Below are 14,758 nucleotides of genomic sequence, written 5' to 3'. Positions count from 1 at the left end.
GGCTCACAGCCCGTGTTCCCACACGCGCGGGTCGCCCTCGCGGCGGCGGCGGGCCTGGATCATGAGCGTGCGGATCAGCAGCACGAAGAACGCGGCCAGCACCAGCCACAGGAGCCCGAAGGCCACGAGCGCGTAGACGTTGCCCACGCGCCGCTTCTACCACGGCCCGACGCGGCGCGCGCCCCGGTTGCAGGGGCTCCGGCGCGCGATTACCCTCGCCGGCCATGCATCCTGGCTCGCTCGTCGCCGCGGTCGCCCGCGCCTTGCACCCGGTCCTCCCCGCCGCCGCCGGCCTCACCGAGGACGAGGTCGCCGCCAGCCTCACGGCCCCGCCGGACCCGACGCTCGGCGACTTCGCGTTCCCGTGCTTCAAGCTGGCCAAGGCTCTGCGCAAGGGCCCGCCGCAGATCGCCGCCGAGATCGCCGCCAGCCTCGGCGAGCCCTCGGGCCTGTTCGCGCGCGCCGTCGCTACCGGCCCCTACGTCAACCTCACCCTCGACCTCGGCCGCGCCGCCGCGCTGGTGCTGCCGCGCCTGGCCCGCGGCGAGCCGGTGAGGCGCCCGGCCACCGGCGTGCGGGTGATGATCGAGTTCTCGCAGCCCAACACGCACAAGGCGTTCCACGTCGGCCACATGCGCAACCTGTGCCTCGGCGACTCGCTGGTCCGCCTGCTGCGCGTGGCCGGCGACGACGTCGTGGCCGCCAACTACCTCGGCGACGTCGGGGCTCACATCGCCAAGTGCCTGTGGTGGTTCCTCGATCGCCTCCACGATCGGACCCCGCCGGCCGACCGCCGCGGCGAGTGGCTGGGCGAGCTCTACGCGGCCGCCAGCAATCAGCTCGACGCCTGGGAGGACCAGGCGCAGGCCGGCGACGTCGAGGCCGCGAGCGCGCTGCAGCAGGCCAAGGCGCGCACGTCGGAGATCCTGCATCGCCTCGAGGCGCGCGAGCCGGAGATCATGGCGGTGTGGCAGGAGACCCGCGCGTGGTCGCTCGAGGAGTTCGCCGAGATCTACGACTGGTGCGACGTCGGCTTCGACCGCGTGTTCTTCGAGAGCGAGGTCGACGAGCCCGGCCTCAAGCTGGTCGCCGAGTTCCTCGAGCGGGGCGTCTTCGTGGTCTCCAACGGCGCCGTCGGCGTCGTCAACGACGAGGTCAAGCACATGCCGTTCTTCATGCTGCGCAAGCAGGACGGCACCAGCCTCTACTCGACCAAGGACCTCGCGCTCGCCCGCCTCAAGTTCGAGGAGTACCGCATCGACCGCTCGATCTACGTCGTCGACGTGCGCCAGAGCGACCACTTCCGCCACGTCTTCCTCACCCTCAAGAAGATGGGCTTCCCGCAGGCCGAGCGCTGCCAGCACGTGCCCTACGAGATGGTCGAGCTGCCCGACGGGCCGATGGCCGGGCGCAAGGGCAACGTGGTGCTGTTCCGCAGCCTGCGCCAGCAGATGACGGCGCACCTGCGCAAGACGTGGTTCCAGCAGTTCGAGGGCCAGTGGCCGGCGGAGGAGATCGACGCCGCGGAGCGCATGGTAGCCCTCGGCGCGATCAAGTACGGGATGCTGAACCGCGACGTGAACCAGAAGATCGTGTTCGACCTCGCGGCCTGGCTCACCCTCGACGGCAACACCGGCCCGTACCTGCAGTACACCGGCGCCCGCGCCGGCTCGATCCTCCGCGAGTGCGGCGAGGTCGGCAAATCGCTCGACCCGGCGATCCTCGCCGGCGAGGCGGACCTGCAGGCGATCACCGCGGCGCTCAAGGAGCCGCAGGAGCGCGAGCTGCTGCTGGCCCTCGACCGCCTGCCGCAGGTCCTGCATGCCGCGGCCGAGCAGCTGCGGCCGTCGGTCGTGTGCACCTACGCGTTCGAGCTGTGCCGCACCTTCAACCGGTTCTACAACGCCGACAACTGCCGCGTGAAGCCGAGCGAGGGCGAGCAGCTCCAGGCGCGCCTGCTGCTCGTGCACGCGTTCGTGCACGCGCTGCGCGAGACGCTGGTGGTGCTCGGCATCGCGGTGCCGCGGCGGATGTGACGGCCGAGGCCGCCGCGCTCGGGCGGCGAGGTTCGGCCTCGCCGTCGAGTTCGCTTCGAGCTGCTCAGGCCGGCTCGCACCTGCGCAAAGTTGCTCGCAGAGCCCCGCGGACCGCGTGGACGCGGGCTTGCCCGCAGGTCGCGGCGGGGCCTTCGTGATAGCGTCCCGCGCCATGACCGTCGCCCTCTGGTGCCTGTTCGCCGCCGCGCTCCTCCATCCGCTCAGCAAGTTCCCGCTCGCCGCCGCTCAGGCCCGCGAGGGCCGCGGCTACGACAACCGCAACCCCCGCGCCCAGCAGGAGCGCCTGACCGGCTGGGGCGCGCGCGCCCGGGCGATCCACGCCAACCAGATCGAGAGCTTCCCGCTGTTCGCCGCCGGCGTGCTGGTGGCCACCGTGGCCGCCCCCAAGGTCTGCGCGGTCGACTGCCTCGCGCTCGCCTACATCGGCGCGCGCCTGGTCTACCCGATCCTCTACCTCGCCGATGTCCACTACGCCCGCTCGCTGGTGTGGAGCGTCGGCTTCGGCGCCAGCCTGGCGCTGCTCACCAGCCCGGCGTGGGCGTAGCCGGCTGGCGCGCGGGACATGCTCTTCGGAGCATGTCCTCTCGCGCATGCTGAAGAGGACATGTCGCGGAGGACATGTCCTTGAGAGAGAGCACCTCGTGGAGAGCATGCCCCGAAGGACATGTGATTCCACTCTTTAAAAAACCGCGAGGAGGCCGATCTGCGGGCCGAATTGCAGCTCGCAGAAGCCGGGCGCCGCCGGGGCCGAGAACGCCGCGCGGCAGCGGCCGCCGGGGAAGCTGAGCGAGAAGCGGATCGCCAGGTCGAGCCAGACGCGGCCGCCGAGGTGGATCGTCGCGCCGGGGGCCGCCACCGCGTGACCCAGCACCCCGCCGCGGGCGCCGAGCACCTGCGGCCCGACGGCGGCGAGCAGATAGGCCGCGAAGCTCTCGGTGCGCAGCGGGATCCACCGCACCATCGGCGCGACGCGGAACGCCGCCGTGGGATCGCCGGCGCGCGGCCGCTGCGACGGATCGGTCGGCGACGCCAGCAGCACCGTCGCCTGCAGCTCTCCGCCGATCTCCACGCTCTCGCGCAGGAAGTACCCGCCGCGCAGACCGACCCCGACCAGCGTCAACTGGCTGGCGATGCTGCTGTCGGCGAACAGCCCCAGCTCACCGCCGCGGCGGCGGAACGGGGCCGCCGGCGTCGGCTCGGCCGCCCGGACCTCGAGCGACGCGCCCACGATCGCCACGGCCACGACCAGCTTCACGAGCCGCGCGGCGGCGCAGCTCCGCCGCCCGAGTGAACGCCCCGGGGCGGGCCCACGCGACGCGACGCGCGAAACGAAGGCCCGCAGTCGCGGCACGGGGGAGAGGTCGCGCACGGCGGGGCGATCGTAGCGGTCCGCGGGGCAGGGTCAATCCGCGACTACGATCGTCCGATGTCGAGCCTCACGTTGGTCCTCACGCTCGCCGCGGCTGCGGTGGCCAACCCGTACGCCCCTGATGCGCGGCCGGTCGTGCTCGATCTGCGACCCGGGGCCGTCAACGCCGTGCCGCTCCTGCCCGGGCCTGACGCGGGCGCGACGTTCGCGGACCTGGCCGCGCACGAGGGCCGGCCGGTGGTCGAGAAGGAGCCTGGCAGCTTGCCGCCCGGGTGGGTGCAACTCGGCGGCATGGTCGTGCCCGAGGCCGTCGCCAACGGCGCGCCGGTGATCTCGCCGTTCGCGGCCCGCCCCGAGGTCGCGCGCAGCAAGGTCGAGGGGCCCGGCGCCGACGACCTGTGCGCCTACCCCGACGCCGTCCCTGGCGGCGTTTATCCGGGCGAGTTCCGCCGCGGCACCGAGTACCCGCGCCGCGGCACGATCTACATGAACTACACCGGCGGCGTCCTCTATAACGGCATGGGCGACAACTCGGCCGAGAACTGGTCCGCGCTGGCCAAGACCGGCTCGCAGTACCCGGTCTACACCGGCGGCGAGGAGCGGGCGATCGCCGTCGCCCAGGCCGTCCAGGCCGACTTCGCCGCCTGGGCCCTGCGCGTGGTCTACCTCGCGCGCCCGCCGAAGGTCCTGCCCTACGTGATGATCATGATGGGCGGCCACTACAGCGACACCGTGGCCGGCCCCTCGGGCGGCGTGGCTCCGGGCGCCGACTGCGAGGACCTCGGCCTGCGCAACGTCTGCTACGCGTTCGTCAACAACGACTCGACGAGCAACCAGGCCAACGTGGCGAGCCAGGAGATCGGCCACACGATGGGCCTCGGCCACACCGAGGGCAACGATCGGGTCATGGCGTTCGGCTACGACACCTACGCCCCGATCGACATGGGCTTCGGCGCCGAGTGCACCCCGACCATCACCGTGCAGGGCCAGTCGGGCGCGTGCGTCGGGGTCAACAAGTGCCACTGCAACGAGGGCGAGCTGCAGGACGACACGCGCACGCTGTCGGCGATCTACGCCCCGCCCGGGCCCGACGTGGTGCCGCCGGAGATCGCCATCACCGCGCCGGAGGACGGCGCGGTGTTCCAGGAGGGCGACGCCGTGACGGTGAAGTTCGAGCCGTGGGACGACTACGGCGGCTACGGCTGGAAGCTGCTCGTCAAGCACGACGGCGCGCTGGTGGCCGACGTGGTCGACTACAACGCCGCGCTCGAGTTCACCCTCAGCAACCTGCCTTCCGGCAGCTTCGAGCTGACCGCGCTGGTGATGGACCAGGCCGACCAGACCGCCGAGCACACGATCACCATCACCGTCGAGGGCACGGCCGCCCCGACCACCAGCGCCGGCGAGACCGACAGCGACAGCGACGGCGACACCGACGCGAGCACCGACGCGAGCACCGGCGAGACCGACGCGGCCAGCGAGACCGGCGACAGCAGCAGCGACAGCGACGGCACGCCCGCGGACGGGGCCGACGACTCGTGCGCGTGCCAGTCGGACGGCGCCCCGGCCGGCGCTGCGTGGGGCCTGCTCGCGCTGCTCGGCCTGCGTCGCCGCCGCGGCGCGTGAGCGAAGCGGAGCCGCTCGCGCCGACGCGCGGCGCGATGGGCATGTCGTTTCAGACATGGTTGAAAGGGCATGTCCCGGTGGACATGTCCTTGCGGTCTATGAGAGATCACGCGACGCGTCGGCGCCGCCGCAGCAGCGCCAGCGCGGTCAGCCACCACGCGCCGTCCGGGCCGCTCGCGCACGCGCAGCCGGGCTCGCCGTGCTCGCCGCCGGTCGCCGGTGGGACGATGAACGTGGCGCCCGCGTCGCTCGTCGGCTCGTCGCTCGCGCCGGTGGTCGGCAGCTCCTCGGCGCCCGACGAGGTGGTCGTGTCATCGCCTGTCTCTTCGGACATGCAGCCATCGACCACCCACTCACACGCCGCGTCGCACGTCAGGTCGCCGGCGCCGAGGCCGAGGTCCGCGCAGGTCTGGCCGCCGAGGTCGCCGCCGTCGCAGGCCTCGCCGCCGCTGCGGACCCCGTCGCCGCAGAAGTCGCAGACGGCCGGCGTCGGCGCGTCGCACGGGCGGATGTGGTGGTGGCACAGGACCTCGTTGAGCTCGAGGTAGGCCGCCTCGCCGTGGTTGCAGGCGACGTACGTGGCGACGTCGTCGGCGAACCCGCGGTAGGTCGCGCTCGACACCTGGGCCGCGTAGAGGAGCGCGCGGCCGATCGCGTCGGCGGCCGGCGCGGCGCTCAGCGCGGGCAGGGGCGTGCAGTCGTATGGCGGCGCGGTCGCGCAGGTCTCGCCGTGCAGCAGCTCCCAGAAGGCCTGGAACCAGCTGTCGAGCGCGTAGCCGAGCCCGCGGTCGCACAGGCCGGTGCCCTCGGCGAAATCGATGTCGATCGGCGTCGGCAAGTCGCAGCGGTCGGGGAAGTTGGACTCGCCGTTGCCGCAGGCGGGGTCGTCGTCGGCGACGAAGCGCGAGAACTCGCTGGCCCCGGGTCGGCAGGCGGCGTTGTGCGGGTTGCGGTTCTCGCCCAGGCTGAGCGACGTCAGCGTCACGCACGAATCGGCCTGCCCGGCCGCCGGGTAGAGCACGGCGTAGAACCACAGCGCCATCAAGCTGGCGTAGGTCTCGGACAGCGGCAGCACGTCGTCGGTGGTGCCCGGGTAGCAGTCGGCCGCGCACGGCATGCACACGAACGGCTCGAACATCAGGCCCGGCGCGGCGAACAGATCGACGAAGTGGCCGAACTCGTGCGGCAGCACCGACGGCGAGGCGCTGGTGCCCTTGAGGTACATCGCGCCGGTGACCTCGTACGGGCCGGCGCCGAGCGGGTGGCGCAGCGCCTCGGGCGGCTCGTCGCTCGCGCCGGCCCAGGCCGACGTCACGCACCAGCTGGCCTGCGCCCCGCACAGCGGCACGGCCGGGTCGGCGGCGGCGATCAGCCGCGGCGCGAACTGCCCCGCCGGCAGCGCGCTCTCCAGCCCCAGCGCCGGCATCGCGCTGTCCCAGCGGCCGTGCAAGATCGCGTCGGTATGATCATAGTAGCGGCGCAGCAGCGAATAGGTGTTCTGCAGCCCGTATTCACGCGAGTCGGGGTAAGCGTCGAACTCGGCGCCTTGCTGGCCGTGGATCGGGCTCGCCAGCGCCTCCGCGCGCGAGGTGGCCCCGGCGGCGTCGATCAGCACCACGCGCGCGTCGGCCAGCCGCACGCTGCCGTCAGCCAGCGAGCCGGTGGTCGGCACCAGCGTCGTCTCGATCGTCGCGTCGTGGATGTCGCTGGCCAGATCTTCGGCCCGCACCGCGAACGCCACGGTGTCGCCGAGCCCGGCCCCGCGCGGGTCGACGTACGCCAGCAGCGGCAAGCTCGCGGCCCGCGGATCGGCGGCCACGACCACGTCGGCGACCCGCGCCGGACCGTGGAACACCGCGGCGGCCCAGCCCAGCGCGCGCGCCCGCGGGAACGCGACCAGGCGCAGGTTCACCAGCCGCAGGTCGCCCTCTGCGAGGCCCGTGCGCGCGCCCGCGTGGGCCAGCACGCTGGCGGCGGCGACGTCGCGGGCGGCCGGCGCGGCGGCGAAGGCGTAGTCGTCGCGGCCGTCGGCGATCGCGCCGCGGATGCCGATCACGCCGGTGCGATCGGCGATCAGCGTCAAGGTGGCGTCGGCGCCGTACACCGGCCATTCGCGGTAGCGCTGACGCAATCGCAGCAGCCGCAGCGCGCCGGCCTCGCGGCGCACGACCGGCGTCTCGGCCACGCCGAGGTCGCCCGCGCGCAGCCCGTCGCGCAGGCCGAGGTCGCGCGGGTGAGCGACGATGAATTGCAGCAGCCGCAGCCGCACCAGCCAGTCGGGCTCGCCAGGGCCCAGCGTGAACAGCCGGGCCCCGAATGTCGACAGTCCGTAGGTGTCGCCGTCGTCGTGGCAGTACAGCGCGTGATCGCAGCGCTCGCCGACGCAGGCCAGGTCGCAGGCCGGTCCGGTCATTCCCGGCGGGCAGCTCGGCGCCCCGCCGGCGCGACAATCGTGGCGGTCCGCGTCGGGCGCCGACAGCAGGAGCAACCACGCCAGCAGCATCGCCGCCAGCGTTTCACACGCGGGCCGCGAGCGTCAACGGAGGCGAGCCCCGCGAGCAAACCGACCCCGAAAGCAAACAAGGCCCCGAGTGGGGCCTTGCTATCGAGAGCGGGAGACGGGAATCGAACCCGCGACATTCAGCTTGGGAAGCTGACACTCTACCAACTGAGTTACTCCCGCGAGGCCGCCCTGTGTACCAGGGGGCGCGGCTGGCCGCAAGTCCGGCGCGCATCCGCCACGGGCCCGGGCGACGACCGGGCGGCGGCTGCAGGTCCCGGCCGGAGACCCCACGCGGCCTGCTTTCTTGCGAGCGGCGTCCGCCCGCGGTAAGTGCGCGTGAATGCTTACGAAGGCGGACATTCGAGCGCACAGCGCGGCGAGGCGGCGCGAACGCGGGCCGGAGGACGTGGCGGCCCGCTCGGCCGAGCTGTGCGCGCACGTGCTGGGCGAGGCCCGCTGGCGCGCGGCGACCTCGGTGGCCGCGTTCGTCGGCGTGAAGGGCGAGCCCGACACCCGGCCGCTGCTGATCGCCGCGCTGGCGGCCGGAAAACGGCTGTGGCTGCCGCGCATGGCCGGGCCGCGTCGGCAGAACCTCGAGTTCGTGGCGGTCACCGACCTCGCCGCTCTGGCGCCGGCCTCGTTCGGCCTGCTCGAGCCGCGCGACGGTCCCGGCGTCACCCTGGCCGACGCCGACGTCGACCTGGTGCTGATGCCCGGCCTCGCCTTCACCCGCGCCGGCGTCCGCCTCGGCTACGGCAAGGGCCACTACGACGGCGCGACCGCCCCGCTGCGCAGCGCCTCGCGCCCGGTCCGCGTGGGCCTGTGCTTCGCCGACGAGCTGGTCGAGACGCTGCCCGTGGAGCCGCACGACGTCGGCGTGCACGCGCTGGCGACCGAGCTCGGGCTGCTCGATTGCACATGTCCTGAGTGACATGTCCGAGGGGGCATGTTGTAGAGGACATGCCCGCGAGGGCATGTCGTCCAGGACAGCATGCCGCCCCAGCCCGTCACTCGATCCGCTGGATCACGTGGAAGCCGAAGTCGCTCTCGACCACCGCGCTGAGCTCGCCGGGCTTCAGCGCGAACGCGGCGGCCTCGTAGGCCGGGGCGAACATGCCGCGGCCGACCGCGCCGAGGTCGCCGCCGCGCTCGGCCGAGCCGTCCTCGCTGCGCTTCTTGGCCAGCGCCTCGAAGTCGGCCCCGGGCTCGCTGGCAGCGACGTGGATCTCCGTCGCCAGCTTCTGCGCCTGCTCCTTGGTGCGCTTGAGCTTCGCCTCGGCGTTCCGCGCCCCGGCGTAGCGGACCAGGATGTGCCGCGTGTGCACCTTCTCGACCTTGCAGCGCTGGGCGACCACGAAGCCGTGCGGGTGCTCGACCGCGGCCGAGGTCTCGCCGATGCCGAGCGCGAACACCACGTCCTTGAGCGGCGCGTACTTGTCCGGCCAATTGTCCCTGGCGTAGGTGCCCATCGCCCCGCCCTTGGCCTTCGTCTTCGGCTCGTCGGACTCGGCGGCCAGCTCGGCGAAGGCTGTCCCGGAGGACAGCTTCTTCTGCAGCTCCCCGGCGCGCGCCTGCGCGGCCGCCTTGTCGCGGGTGATCGTCGCTTCGGCGTCCTCGGCCCCCTGCCAGGCGACCACCACGATCTTCGTGCACGCCTCGTCGGCCTCGCCCTGCGGGTACTTCGGGGTCGGCGGCGCCTCCGGCTCGGCCCTGGTCGGCGGGGCGACCGCGACCTTCTCGGCCGGCTCGGCCGGCGGGCCCGCGGGCTTGGCGGCGCCGCCGTCGCAGGCGGCCAGCAGCAGGACGAGGCAGGACAGGGCAGGGCGCGTCATCGCGGCCAGGATACACCGCGGCAGCCGGCGCGAGCGAGCGGCCGCGCGCGCCCGGTCGCCCGCTGAAGGATATCGACAAGCGACGGCGCCGGAGAACACCTGTCCCGGAGGACAGACACAAAGGCCGCCCGTGCGTCGCCCGGCTCGCAGCGGCCGCAAGAACCCATCTTGGCTCTTCGACGCGGCCACGGCGGGCGGTCGCGGAAATTCGCGAGTGCCCGGCCCGCGGGCGCCGGGGCGAGCGACGAAATCAGCAATCGACAGCCCGGCGGGCGGCCCGCAACTTGCGGGCATGGAAGAACGAACGGTCCACGTCGTCACGACCATGATGACCCGGCCGCAGGCCCCGGAGACGTTCGCCGGCGCCATGCGCTCGCTGGTCGAGGCCGGCCGGGAGCTGCCCGGCAACCGCCGCTTCGAGGCCTACCAGGGCACCTCGGACCCGCGCGAGTTCGTGGTCATCGAGGCGTGGGACAGCGACGAGGCCGCGGACGCGCACCTCGGCGCGGACCACACCGAGCAGACCTTCGTGGCGATCGGCCCCTTGCTCGAGCAGCCGTCGGCGATCGTCCGCCACGTACGCGTGGCCTGACCCCGAGGAGCGCCATGAACCTGCCGGAGATCCACGCGACCCTCAGCGAGATGGAGGACACGATGCTCGGCGGCCTGGCCGCGATCGACGTGTTCGCCAAGAACTCGGGCAGGTCGGTCGCCGGCCTGCGCACCTCGCCGCGGGCGTGCGCGCTGTTCAACATCCTGTTCGACCGCATCGGCGACACGCTCAAGCGGACCGGCCTGCCGGTGCCCGAGACCATGCACCAGACCATGCTGCGGCTCGGCGAGGACGGGGAGGTCATGATCATCGTCGTCGATCTGTCCGACAAGTACCGCATGGGCATGGCGCTCGACTGCACCCGCGCCCAGCTCGGCATCATGGTCAGCGTCGTCCTCCCGGACGCCATCACCCGCATGCGCGCCGCGCTGCGCTGAGAGTCGTATGCCCGTGTTCAATCCATCGCTCCTCGTCGTCGTGCAGTTGACCGTCGACCGCGCCGCTCTGGTGACCGCGATCTCCCTCCTCCAGGATCTGGCCGAGCGCAGCCGATCGGAGCGCGGCTGCTCGCGCTTCGAGGTGCTGCAGCAGGCGGCCGACCCGGGCCAGCTCGTCACCGTCGAGCGCTGGGACAGCGAGGTCGCGGCCGACGCTCACATGCGCAGCCCGCACGTGAAGGTGCTGCTGGCCCGGCTGTCGCCGCTGCTGCTGCACGAGCCGCGGTTCGCCCGCTACCGCAGCGTCGAGCGCTGAGGTTCACGCCAGCGAGCCGACCACTGCCTCGACGACGAGGGTGGCGAGGGTCGCCAAGATCTCGCGGCCCTCGTCGGCGGTCGCGTCGGCCGGAGCGCCGCAGTAGGCCCGCGGCATGTCGCACTCGAGGAAGCCGCGCTTGCCGGCGCGGATGTGCTCGGCGAGCGCGACCGGGTGCTCGGGCAGCGCGGCCGCCAGGTCCATGCGCACCAGGTCGGGGCGGATCGCCAGGACCAGGCTGGTCTCGTAGCGGCCGGCGTGACACGAGCCGCTCTGGAACTCCGGCGTCAACCGGGCCGCGAGCGCGCGTCGGGTGGTGTCGACGAACAGCAGCACGTCACCGGTCTCGGCCTGATAGCGGCGCGCGACCTCCCGCAGCGAGCCGATGTGGTCGGGCTCGAGGTGGGCGGTGAACACCACCACGCGGTCGAAGCCCATCGCCCGCATCGCCCGACAGGTCCCGAGGACCAGGCCGATCGCGACCTCGGCGTCGATCGACGTCGAGCCGGCGAACTCCTTGGCCCACTCGGTCACCGCGTAGTGGATCGGCGGCAGCGCGGCCGCCAGGTGCCCGCGGGCCGCCAGCTCGCCGGCGGCCAGGCCGACCACCGCCTCGCCGATCAGGCTGTCGGTCGCCAGCGGCAGGTGCGGGCCGTGGGCCTCGGTGCTGCCGACCGGCAGCAGGGCGATCTTCGGCTGCGGCAGCGCCAGCAGCCGCTCGACCTCGGGGTAGCTCAGCTCGGCGAAGCGGACGTAGAGGCCGGGTGTCTTTTCGGTCATGGTACTCAGGCCAGGTCCTTCAGGACATGTCGAAAGGTTCAGGTGAGCGCGGCGGCCAGCTTGCGCAGCTCGCCGCGCTTGATCTTGCCGGTCTCGGTGCGCGGCAGGGTGGCGATGAACTCGACCCGGCGCGGGGCCTTGAAGGCGGCGATGTTGGCACGGGCGTGGGCCAGGATCTCGGCGGCCAGCGCCTCGCCGGCGGCGTGCCCGGCGGCCAGCTCGACGTAGGCGACCGCGCGCTCGAGCCCGTCGGCGTCGCGGTAGCCGACCACCCCGGCCTCGTGCACGGCCGGGTGGCCGAGGAGGCAGTTCTCGACCTCGACCGGCGAGACGTACACGCCCGAGCACTTGAGCATGTCGTCGCCGCGGCCGCAGAACCAGAAGTAGCCGTCGCTGTCGACGTGGAACTTGTCGGCGCCCTTGACCGAGTCGCCCCAGAAGGTCGCGCGGCTCTGGTCGCGCATGCGCCAGTAGCCCTGGCCGGCCGAGGGCCCGGTGATCACGAGGGTGCCGATCTCGCCGGGCGGCACGTCGCGCCCGTCGTCGTCGATCAGGCGGTAGGTGTAGCCGTCGACGAGCTTGCCGAGGCTGCCGTCCTTGACGTCGCCGGGGCGGTTGGTGATGTAGACGTGGAACATCTCGGCCGAGCCGATGCCGTCGAAGATCTCGACCCCGGTCGACTGCTTCCACAGCCGGTACAGCCGCGACGGCAGCGCCTCGCCGGCGCTGACCAGCGAGTGCAGCGACGACAGGTCGCGCCGCCCGGCCTCGTCGAGGTGGTCGAGCATCTTGGCGATCGTCGTCGGCACGGTCACGAACTGGGTCGCGCGGTACCGCTCGATCAGGCCGTACCAGCGCTCGGGCGCGACGCGCTCGGGCACCATCACGCAGCTGCCGCCGACGCTGAACGGGAACAGCATGTTGCTGGCCAGCGCGTAGCCGAAGAACAGCTTGGGCGCGGAGATCGTGATGTCGTCGCGGGTGATGCCGAGGGTCCGCTGGGCGTAGGCGACGGTGTTCCACACGAAATCGTGGTGCATGTGGACGACGCACTTGGGCTTGCCGGTCGAGCCCGACGACGAGAGCCAGGTCGAGAAGTCGTCGCGATAGGTCGGCTCGGTGCGCGCGGTGTCGGGCTGGCGGGCCAGCTCGGCGTGCCAGTCGAGGGTGTCCTTCGGGACAGGTTCGCCGGCACGGTCGACGACGATCACGATCGGCGGGTAGGGCGCTTCGCGCCACACGGGCTCGAGCTGCGGGTAGATCTCGGCGTCGACGATCACCACCCGCGGCCGCGCGTACTCGAGGTAGTAGGCGTAGTCGGCCGGCAGCAGCCAGGTGTTGGTCGGCACCGCCACGCAGCCGGCCCGCAACACGCCGAAGTACGCGGCCGCGAACTCCGGGGTGTCGAGCAGCAGCAGCTGCACGCGATCCTCGATGCGCAGGCCGAGCGAGCGCAGCAGGTTGGTGACGCGACACGACGCGGCCACCAGCTCGCGGTAGGTCACCTGCGCGTCGCCGCAGTAGATCGCGGTCTTGTCGCCGAGGCCCTCGGCGACGCGGGCGTCGAGGAACCACTCGACCATGTTGAGGCGATCGGGGACGACGATCGGTGCAGGCATGGGGCGCGGGCAAAATCCCACAAGGGCCGCGCGCACGGGCAGCCGCGGGCGGGTGCGAGGCCTCACGGAGCCCCGGCCGCCGCGCCGCCGCGCCCCCACAGGCGGGCGAGCTGCGGTATGTTCCCCGCCCCGTGGAGGTCGTCTACCCGCGCCTCGCCTTCGATCTCGACCGCGACGCGTTCGTGGTCTGGCTGCGCTGGGTGTCGCTCGAGCGGCCGCTGTCGCCGGAGGCGCCGCCGTCGCAGGGGATCCGCGTCGAGCTGCAGCTCAACCGCAACGCGGTGCTGGGCCCGACGATCGCCTACCGCCGCGAGCTCGAGCCGGCGCCGCGGCTGTACCGGGTGCCGCGCAGCCGCTGCACCGAGGTCCTGCGGGTCGCCGCGCGCCGCGGGGTGCTCGACGTCCAGCTCATCATCCATGGCTCGATCGCCAACGCGCCCTACGCCGCGCTCTACCACGTGCGCGACGACGACGGCGAGCTGACCGAGATGCCCGGGACGCCGCTCTTGCAGGTGCAACCATCGACGCCCGGCGACCGCTGGCACGTGGCCGGCCAGGCCAACCTGCGGGTGCAGCTCGACCTGATCGAGCGCAAGCACCTGCGCGTGCTGGCGTGAGGCGAGCGCGGCGAGCCCGTCGCGCACGCCGAGCGCACGCCGGTGACCCAACGAAGACGGCCGCCCGGAGGCGGCCGCGTGGGCGGGGCGAACCGGGGCTCAGCTCTGGCCGCCGGTGAGCATCTCCTTGAGGCCGGGGATCTCGCCGAGCAGCGGCATCAGGACGATCTCGATGCGGCGGTTCTTGGCCTTGCCGTCCTCGCTGGTGTTGTCGGCGACCGGGTCGACGTCGCCGTAACCAGCGGCGCCGAGGGTGCCCTGCGGCATGCCCTGGGTGACGAGGAACTGCACGACCTCGACCGAGCGGGCGGTCGACAGCTCCCAGTTGTTCTTGAACTTGGCGGTCTTGATCGGGACGTTGTCGGTGTGGCCGGCGACCAGCCACTCGCGATCGTTGAGGCTCTTGAGCGCGCCGGCGAGGTTCGAAAGCGCGGCCTGACCCTCGGGCTTGAGGTCGGTCTTGCCGGAGTCGAACAGGATGCTGCTGGCCAGCTTGACGACGAAGCGGCCCTTGCGGACCTCGACCTGGATCGTGCCGGCGTCGATGAGCGACTTGAGCTTGGCGAACAGGTCCTTGTAGACCTGCAGCTCGGCCAGGCGCTTGGCCTTCTCGTCGCGCAGCTTCTTGAGCTCGTCGGCGGTCGCGCCGGCCTTGCGCGCGAGGTCGGCGTTCTGCTCCTCGAGCACCTTGATCTCGTTGCCGAGGCGCGCCACGTCCTTCTCGAGCTGGGCGATCTTGTCCTTGAGCGAGGTGTTCTCCTCGTTCAACTGCTTGTTCTTGCCCTGCTCGCTCCGCAGATCGCCCTCGGTCTTCGACAGCTTGGCCTGCGTCTCGGCGAGGGCTGCCTCGAGTTCTTTGCGTTTGCAGCCGGTCAGGGCCAGCGTGGACAGGAGCGTGAGGACGGCGAGCTTGCGCATGGCGGAAGGCTATCCCATGCCGGCCAAATTTTTGACGCATCTCGTGTTCGGGGCTTACCCTCGCGGTCCGGGCCCGGCATTCGGGCCATAACGCAGCGAGATCACAGAGAAAATGGCCAAACCACGAGCCG

15 protein-coding genes and 1 tRNA gene are annotated in these 14,758 nt (G+C 72.4%); 8 read left to right on the top strand and 8 right to left on the bottom strand.

Translation table 11 applies throughout. The features are described from left to right. Positions 1-3: 3 nt before the first annotated feature. Entirely contained in the window at positions 4-147 is a 144-nt protein-coding gene (locus POL25_RS10825) for a hypothetical protein (RefSeq protein WP_272085875.1), read from the bottom strand. Between the two features lie 77 nt (positions 148-224). On the opposite strand from POL25_RS10825, the gene argS reads away from it, so the two are divergent. Together argS and POL25_RS10815 are read left to right on the top strand one after the other, a co-directional pair. Then, on the top strand, positions 225-2,036 hold the full coding sequence (gene argS, locus POL25_RS10820; protein ID WP_272085874.1) for an arginine--tRNA ligase: 1,812 nt from the start codon (positions 225-227) through the stop codon (positions 2,034-2,036). A gap of 172 nt (positions 2,037-2,208) precedes the next feature. Then, entirely contained in the window at positions 2,209-2,601 is a 393-nt protein-coding gene (locus POL25_RS10815; RefSeq protein ID WP_272085873.1) for an MAPEG family protein, read from the top strand. A gap of 135 nt (positions 2,602-2,736) precedes the next feature. Here the strand turns inward: POL25_RS10815 and POL25_RS10810 are convergent, their stop codons facing one another. Next, positions 2,737-3,312 (bottom strand): hypothetical protein, encoded by a 576-nt coding sequence (locus tag POL25_RS10810; protein ID WP_272085872.1) that lies wholly within the window; start codon positions 3,310-3,312, stop codon positions 2,737-2,739. A 171-nt stretch (positions 3,313-3,483) separates the two neighbouring features. On the opposite strand from POL25_RS10810, the gene POL25_RS10805 reads away from it, so the two are divergent. Continuing rightward, positions 3,484-5,052 (top strand): MYXO-CTERM sorting domain-containing protein, encoded by a 1,569-nt coding sequence (locus tag POL25_RS10805; RefSeq protein WP_272085871.1) that lies wholly within the window; start codon positions 3,484-3,486, stop codon positions 5,050-5,052. A gap of 106 nt (positions 5,053-5,158) precedes the next feature. Here POL25_RS10805 and POL25_RS10800 read toward each other — a convergent pair whose 3' ends face one another. Further along, positions 5,159-7,555, bottom strand: a complete 2,397-nt coding sequence (locus POL25_RS10800; protein WP_272085870.1) for a hypothetical protein — start codon at positions 7,553-7,555, stop codon at positions 5,159-5,161. A gap of 107 nt (positions 7,556-7,662) precedes the next feature. Then, positions 7,663-7,735: transfer RNA gene (locus POL25_RS10795), tRNA-Gly, on the bottom strand. A 160-nt stretch (positions 7,736-7,895) separates the two neighbouring features. On the opposite strand from POL25_RS10795, the gene POL25_RS10790 reads away from it, so the two are divergent. Next, a complete protein-coding gene (locus POL25_RS10790; protein WP_272085869.1) occupies positions 7,896-8,486 on the top strand; it encodes a 5-formyltetrahydrofolate cyclo-ligase in 591 nt (196 codons plus the stop codon). 76 nt (positions 8,487-8,562) lie between these two features. Here the strand turns inward: POL25_RS10790 and POL25_RS10785 are convergent, their stop codons facing one another. Then, positions 8,563-9,387, bottom strand: coding sequence for a peptidylprolyl isomerase (locus POL25_RS10785; RefSeq protein ID WP_272085868.1), 825 nt, complete (start codon positions 9,385-9,387; stop codon positions 8,563-8,565). A 292-nt stretch (positions 9,388-9,679) separates the two neighbouring features. Here POL25_RS10785 and POL25_RS10780 point away from each other — a divergent pair, with 292 nt between their 5' ends. Genes POL25_RS10780 through POL25_RS10770 form a run of 3 tightly spaced genes read left to right on the top strand, consistent with a single transcriptional unit; the run spans position 9,680 to position 10,693 of the window. Beyond that, on the top strand, positions 9,680-9,979 hold the full coding sequence (locus tag POL25_RS10780) for a putative quinol monooxygenase (protein ID WP_272085867.1): 300 nt from the start codon (positions 9,680-9,682) through the stop codon (positions 9,977-9,979). Positions 9,980-9,993: 14 nt separating this feature from the next. After that, positions 9,994-10,377 (top strand): hypothetical protein, encoded by a 384-nt coding sequence (locus POL25_RS10775; RefSeq protein ID WP_272085866.1) that lies wholly within the window; start codon positions 9,994-9,996, stop codon positions 10,375-10,377. Positions 10,378-10,390: 13 nt separating this feature from the next. After that, positions 10,391-10,693 carry a putative quinol monooxygenase gene (locus POL25_RS10770; RefSeq protein WP_272085865.1) on the top strand — a complete coding sequence of 101 codons (303 nt, stop codon included), beginning with the start codon at positions 10,391-10,393 and terminating at the stop codon, positions 10,691-10,693. Between the two features lie 3 nt (positions 10,694-10,696). On the opposite strand, the gene POL25_RS10765 is transcribed toward POL25_RS10770, so the two are convergent. After that, positions 10,697-11,473: a creatininase family protein gene (locus tag POL25_RS10765; protein ID WP_272085864.1), complete on the bottom strand. Its 777-nt coding sequence runs from the start codon at positions 11,471-11,473 to the stop codon at positions 10,697-10,699. Between the two features lie 38 nt (positions 11,474-11,511). Further along, the gene (locus tag POL25_RS10760; protein ID WP_272085863.1) at positions 11,512-13,092 is read right to left on the bottom strand and encodes a benzoate-CoA ligase family protein; all 1,581 of its coding nucleotides are present in this window, start codon (positions 13,090-13,092) and stop codon (positions 11,512-11,514) included. Between the two features lie 131 nt (positions 13,093-13,223). Here POL25_RS10760 and POL25_RS10755 point away from each other — a divergent pair, with 131 nt between their 5' ends. Then, positions 13,224-13,709: a hypothetical protein gene (locus POL25_RS10755; protein ID WP_272085862.1), complete on the top strand. Its 486-nt coding sequence runs from the start codon at positions 13,224-13,226 to the stop codon at positions 13,707-13,709. Between the two features lie 99 nt (positions 13,710-13,808). On the opposite strand, the gene POL25_RS10750 is transcribed toward POL25_RS10755, so the two are convergent. After that, positions 13,809-14,627, bottom strand: coding sequence for an OmpA family protein (locus POL25_RS10750; protein WP_272085861.1), 819 nt, complete (start codon positions 14,625-14,627; stop codon positions 13,809-13,811). Positions 14,628-14,758: the final 131 nt, after the last annotated feature.

Source organism: Nannocystis bainbridge, from assembly GCF_028368995.1.
GTDB classification, from domain to species: Bacteria; Myxococcota_A; Polyangia; order Nannocystales; family Nannocystaceae; genus Nannocystis; species Nannocystis bainbridge.
Note: the sequence above shows the minus strand (reverse complement) of the source record. Positions and strands in the feature narration are given on the sequence as shown.

Bases quoted from the DNA above. Each gene is read 5' to 3' on its own strand.
- POL25_RS10805 (WP_272085871.1), top strand. From the start codon at position 3,484: ATGTCGAGCCTCACGTTGGTCCTCACGCTCGCCGCGGCTGCGGTGGCC.
- POL25_RS10780 (WP_272085867.1), top strand. From the start codon at position 9,680: ATGGAAGAACGAACGGTCCACGTCGTCACGACCATGATGACCCGGCCG.
- POL25_RS10785 (WP_272085868.1), bottom strand. From the start codon at position 9,387: ATGACGCGCCCTGCCCTGTCCTGCCTCGTCCTGCTGCTGGCCGCCTGC.
- POL25_RS10760 (WP_272085863.1), bottom strand. From the start codon at position 13,092: ATGCCTGCACCGATCGTCGTCCCCGATCGCCTCAACATGGTCGAGTGG.
- argS (WP_272085874.1), top strand. From the start codon at position 225: ATGCATCCTGGCTCGCTCGTCGCCGCGGTCGCCCGCGCCTTGCACCCG.
- POL25_RS10815 (WP_272085873.1), top strand. From the start codon at position 2,209: ATGACCGTCGCCCTCTGGTGCCTGTTCGCCGCCGCGCTCCTCCATCCG.
- POL25_RS10790 (WP_272085869.1), top strand. From the start codon at position 7,896: ATGCTTACGAAGGCGGACATTCGAGCGCACAGCGCGGCGAGGCGGCGC.
- POL25_RS10800 (WP_272085870.1), bottom strand. From the start codon at position 7,555: ATGCTGCTGGCGTGGTTGCTCCTGCTGTCGGCGCCCGACGCGGACCGC.
- POL25_RS10775 (WP_272085866.1), top strand. From the start codon at position 9,994: ATGAACCTGCCGGAGATCCACGCGACCCTCAGCGAGATGGAGGACACG.
- POL25_RS10750 (WP_272085861.1), bottom strand. From the start codon at position 14,627: ATGCGCAAGCTCGCCGTCCTCACGCTCCTGTCCACGCTGGCCCTGACC.
- POL25_RS10765 (WP_272085864.1), bottom strand. From the start codon at position 11,473: ATGACCGAAAAGACACCCGGCCTCTACGTCCGCTTCGCCGAGCTGAGC.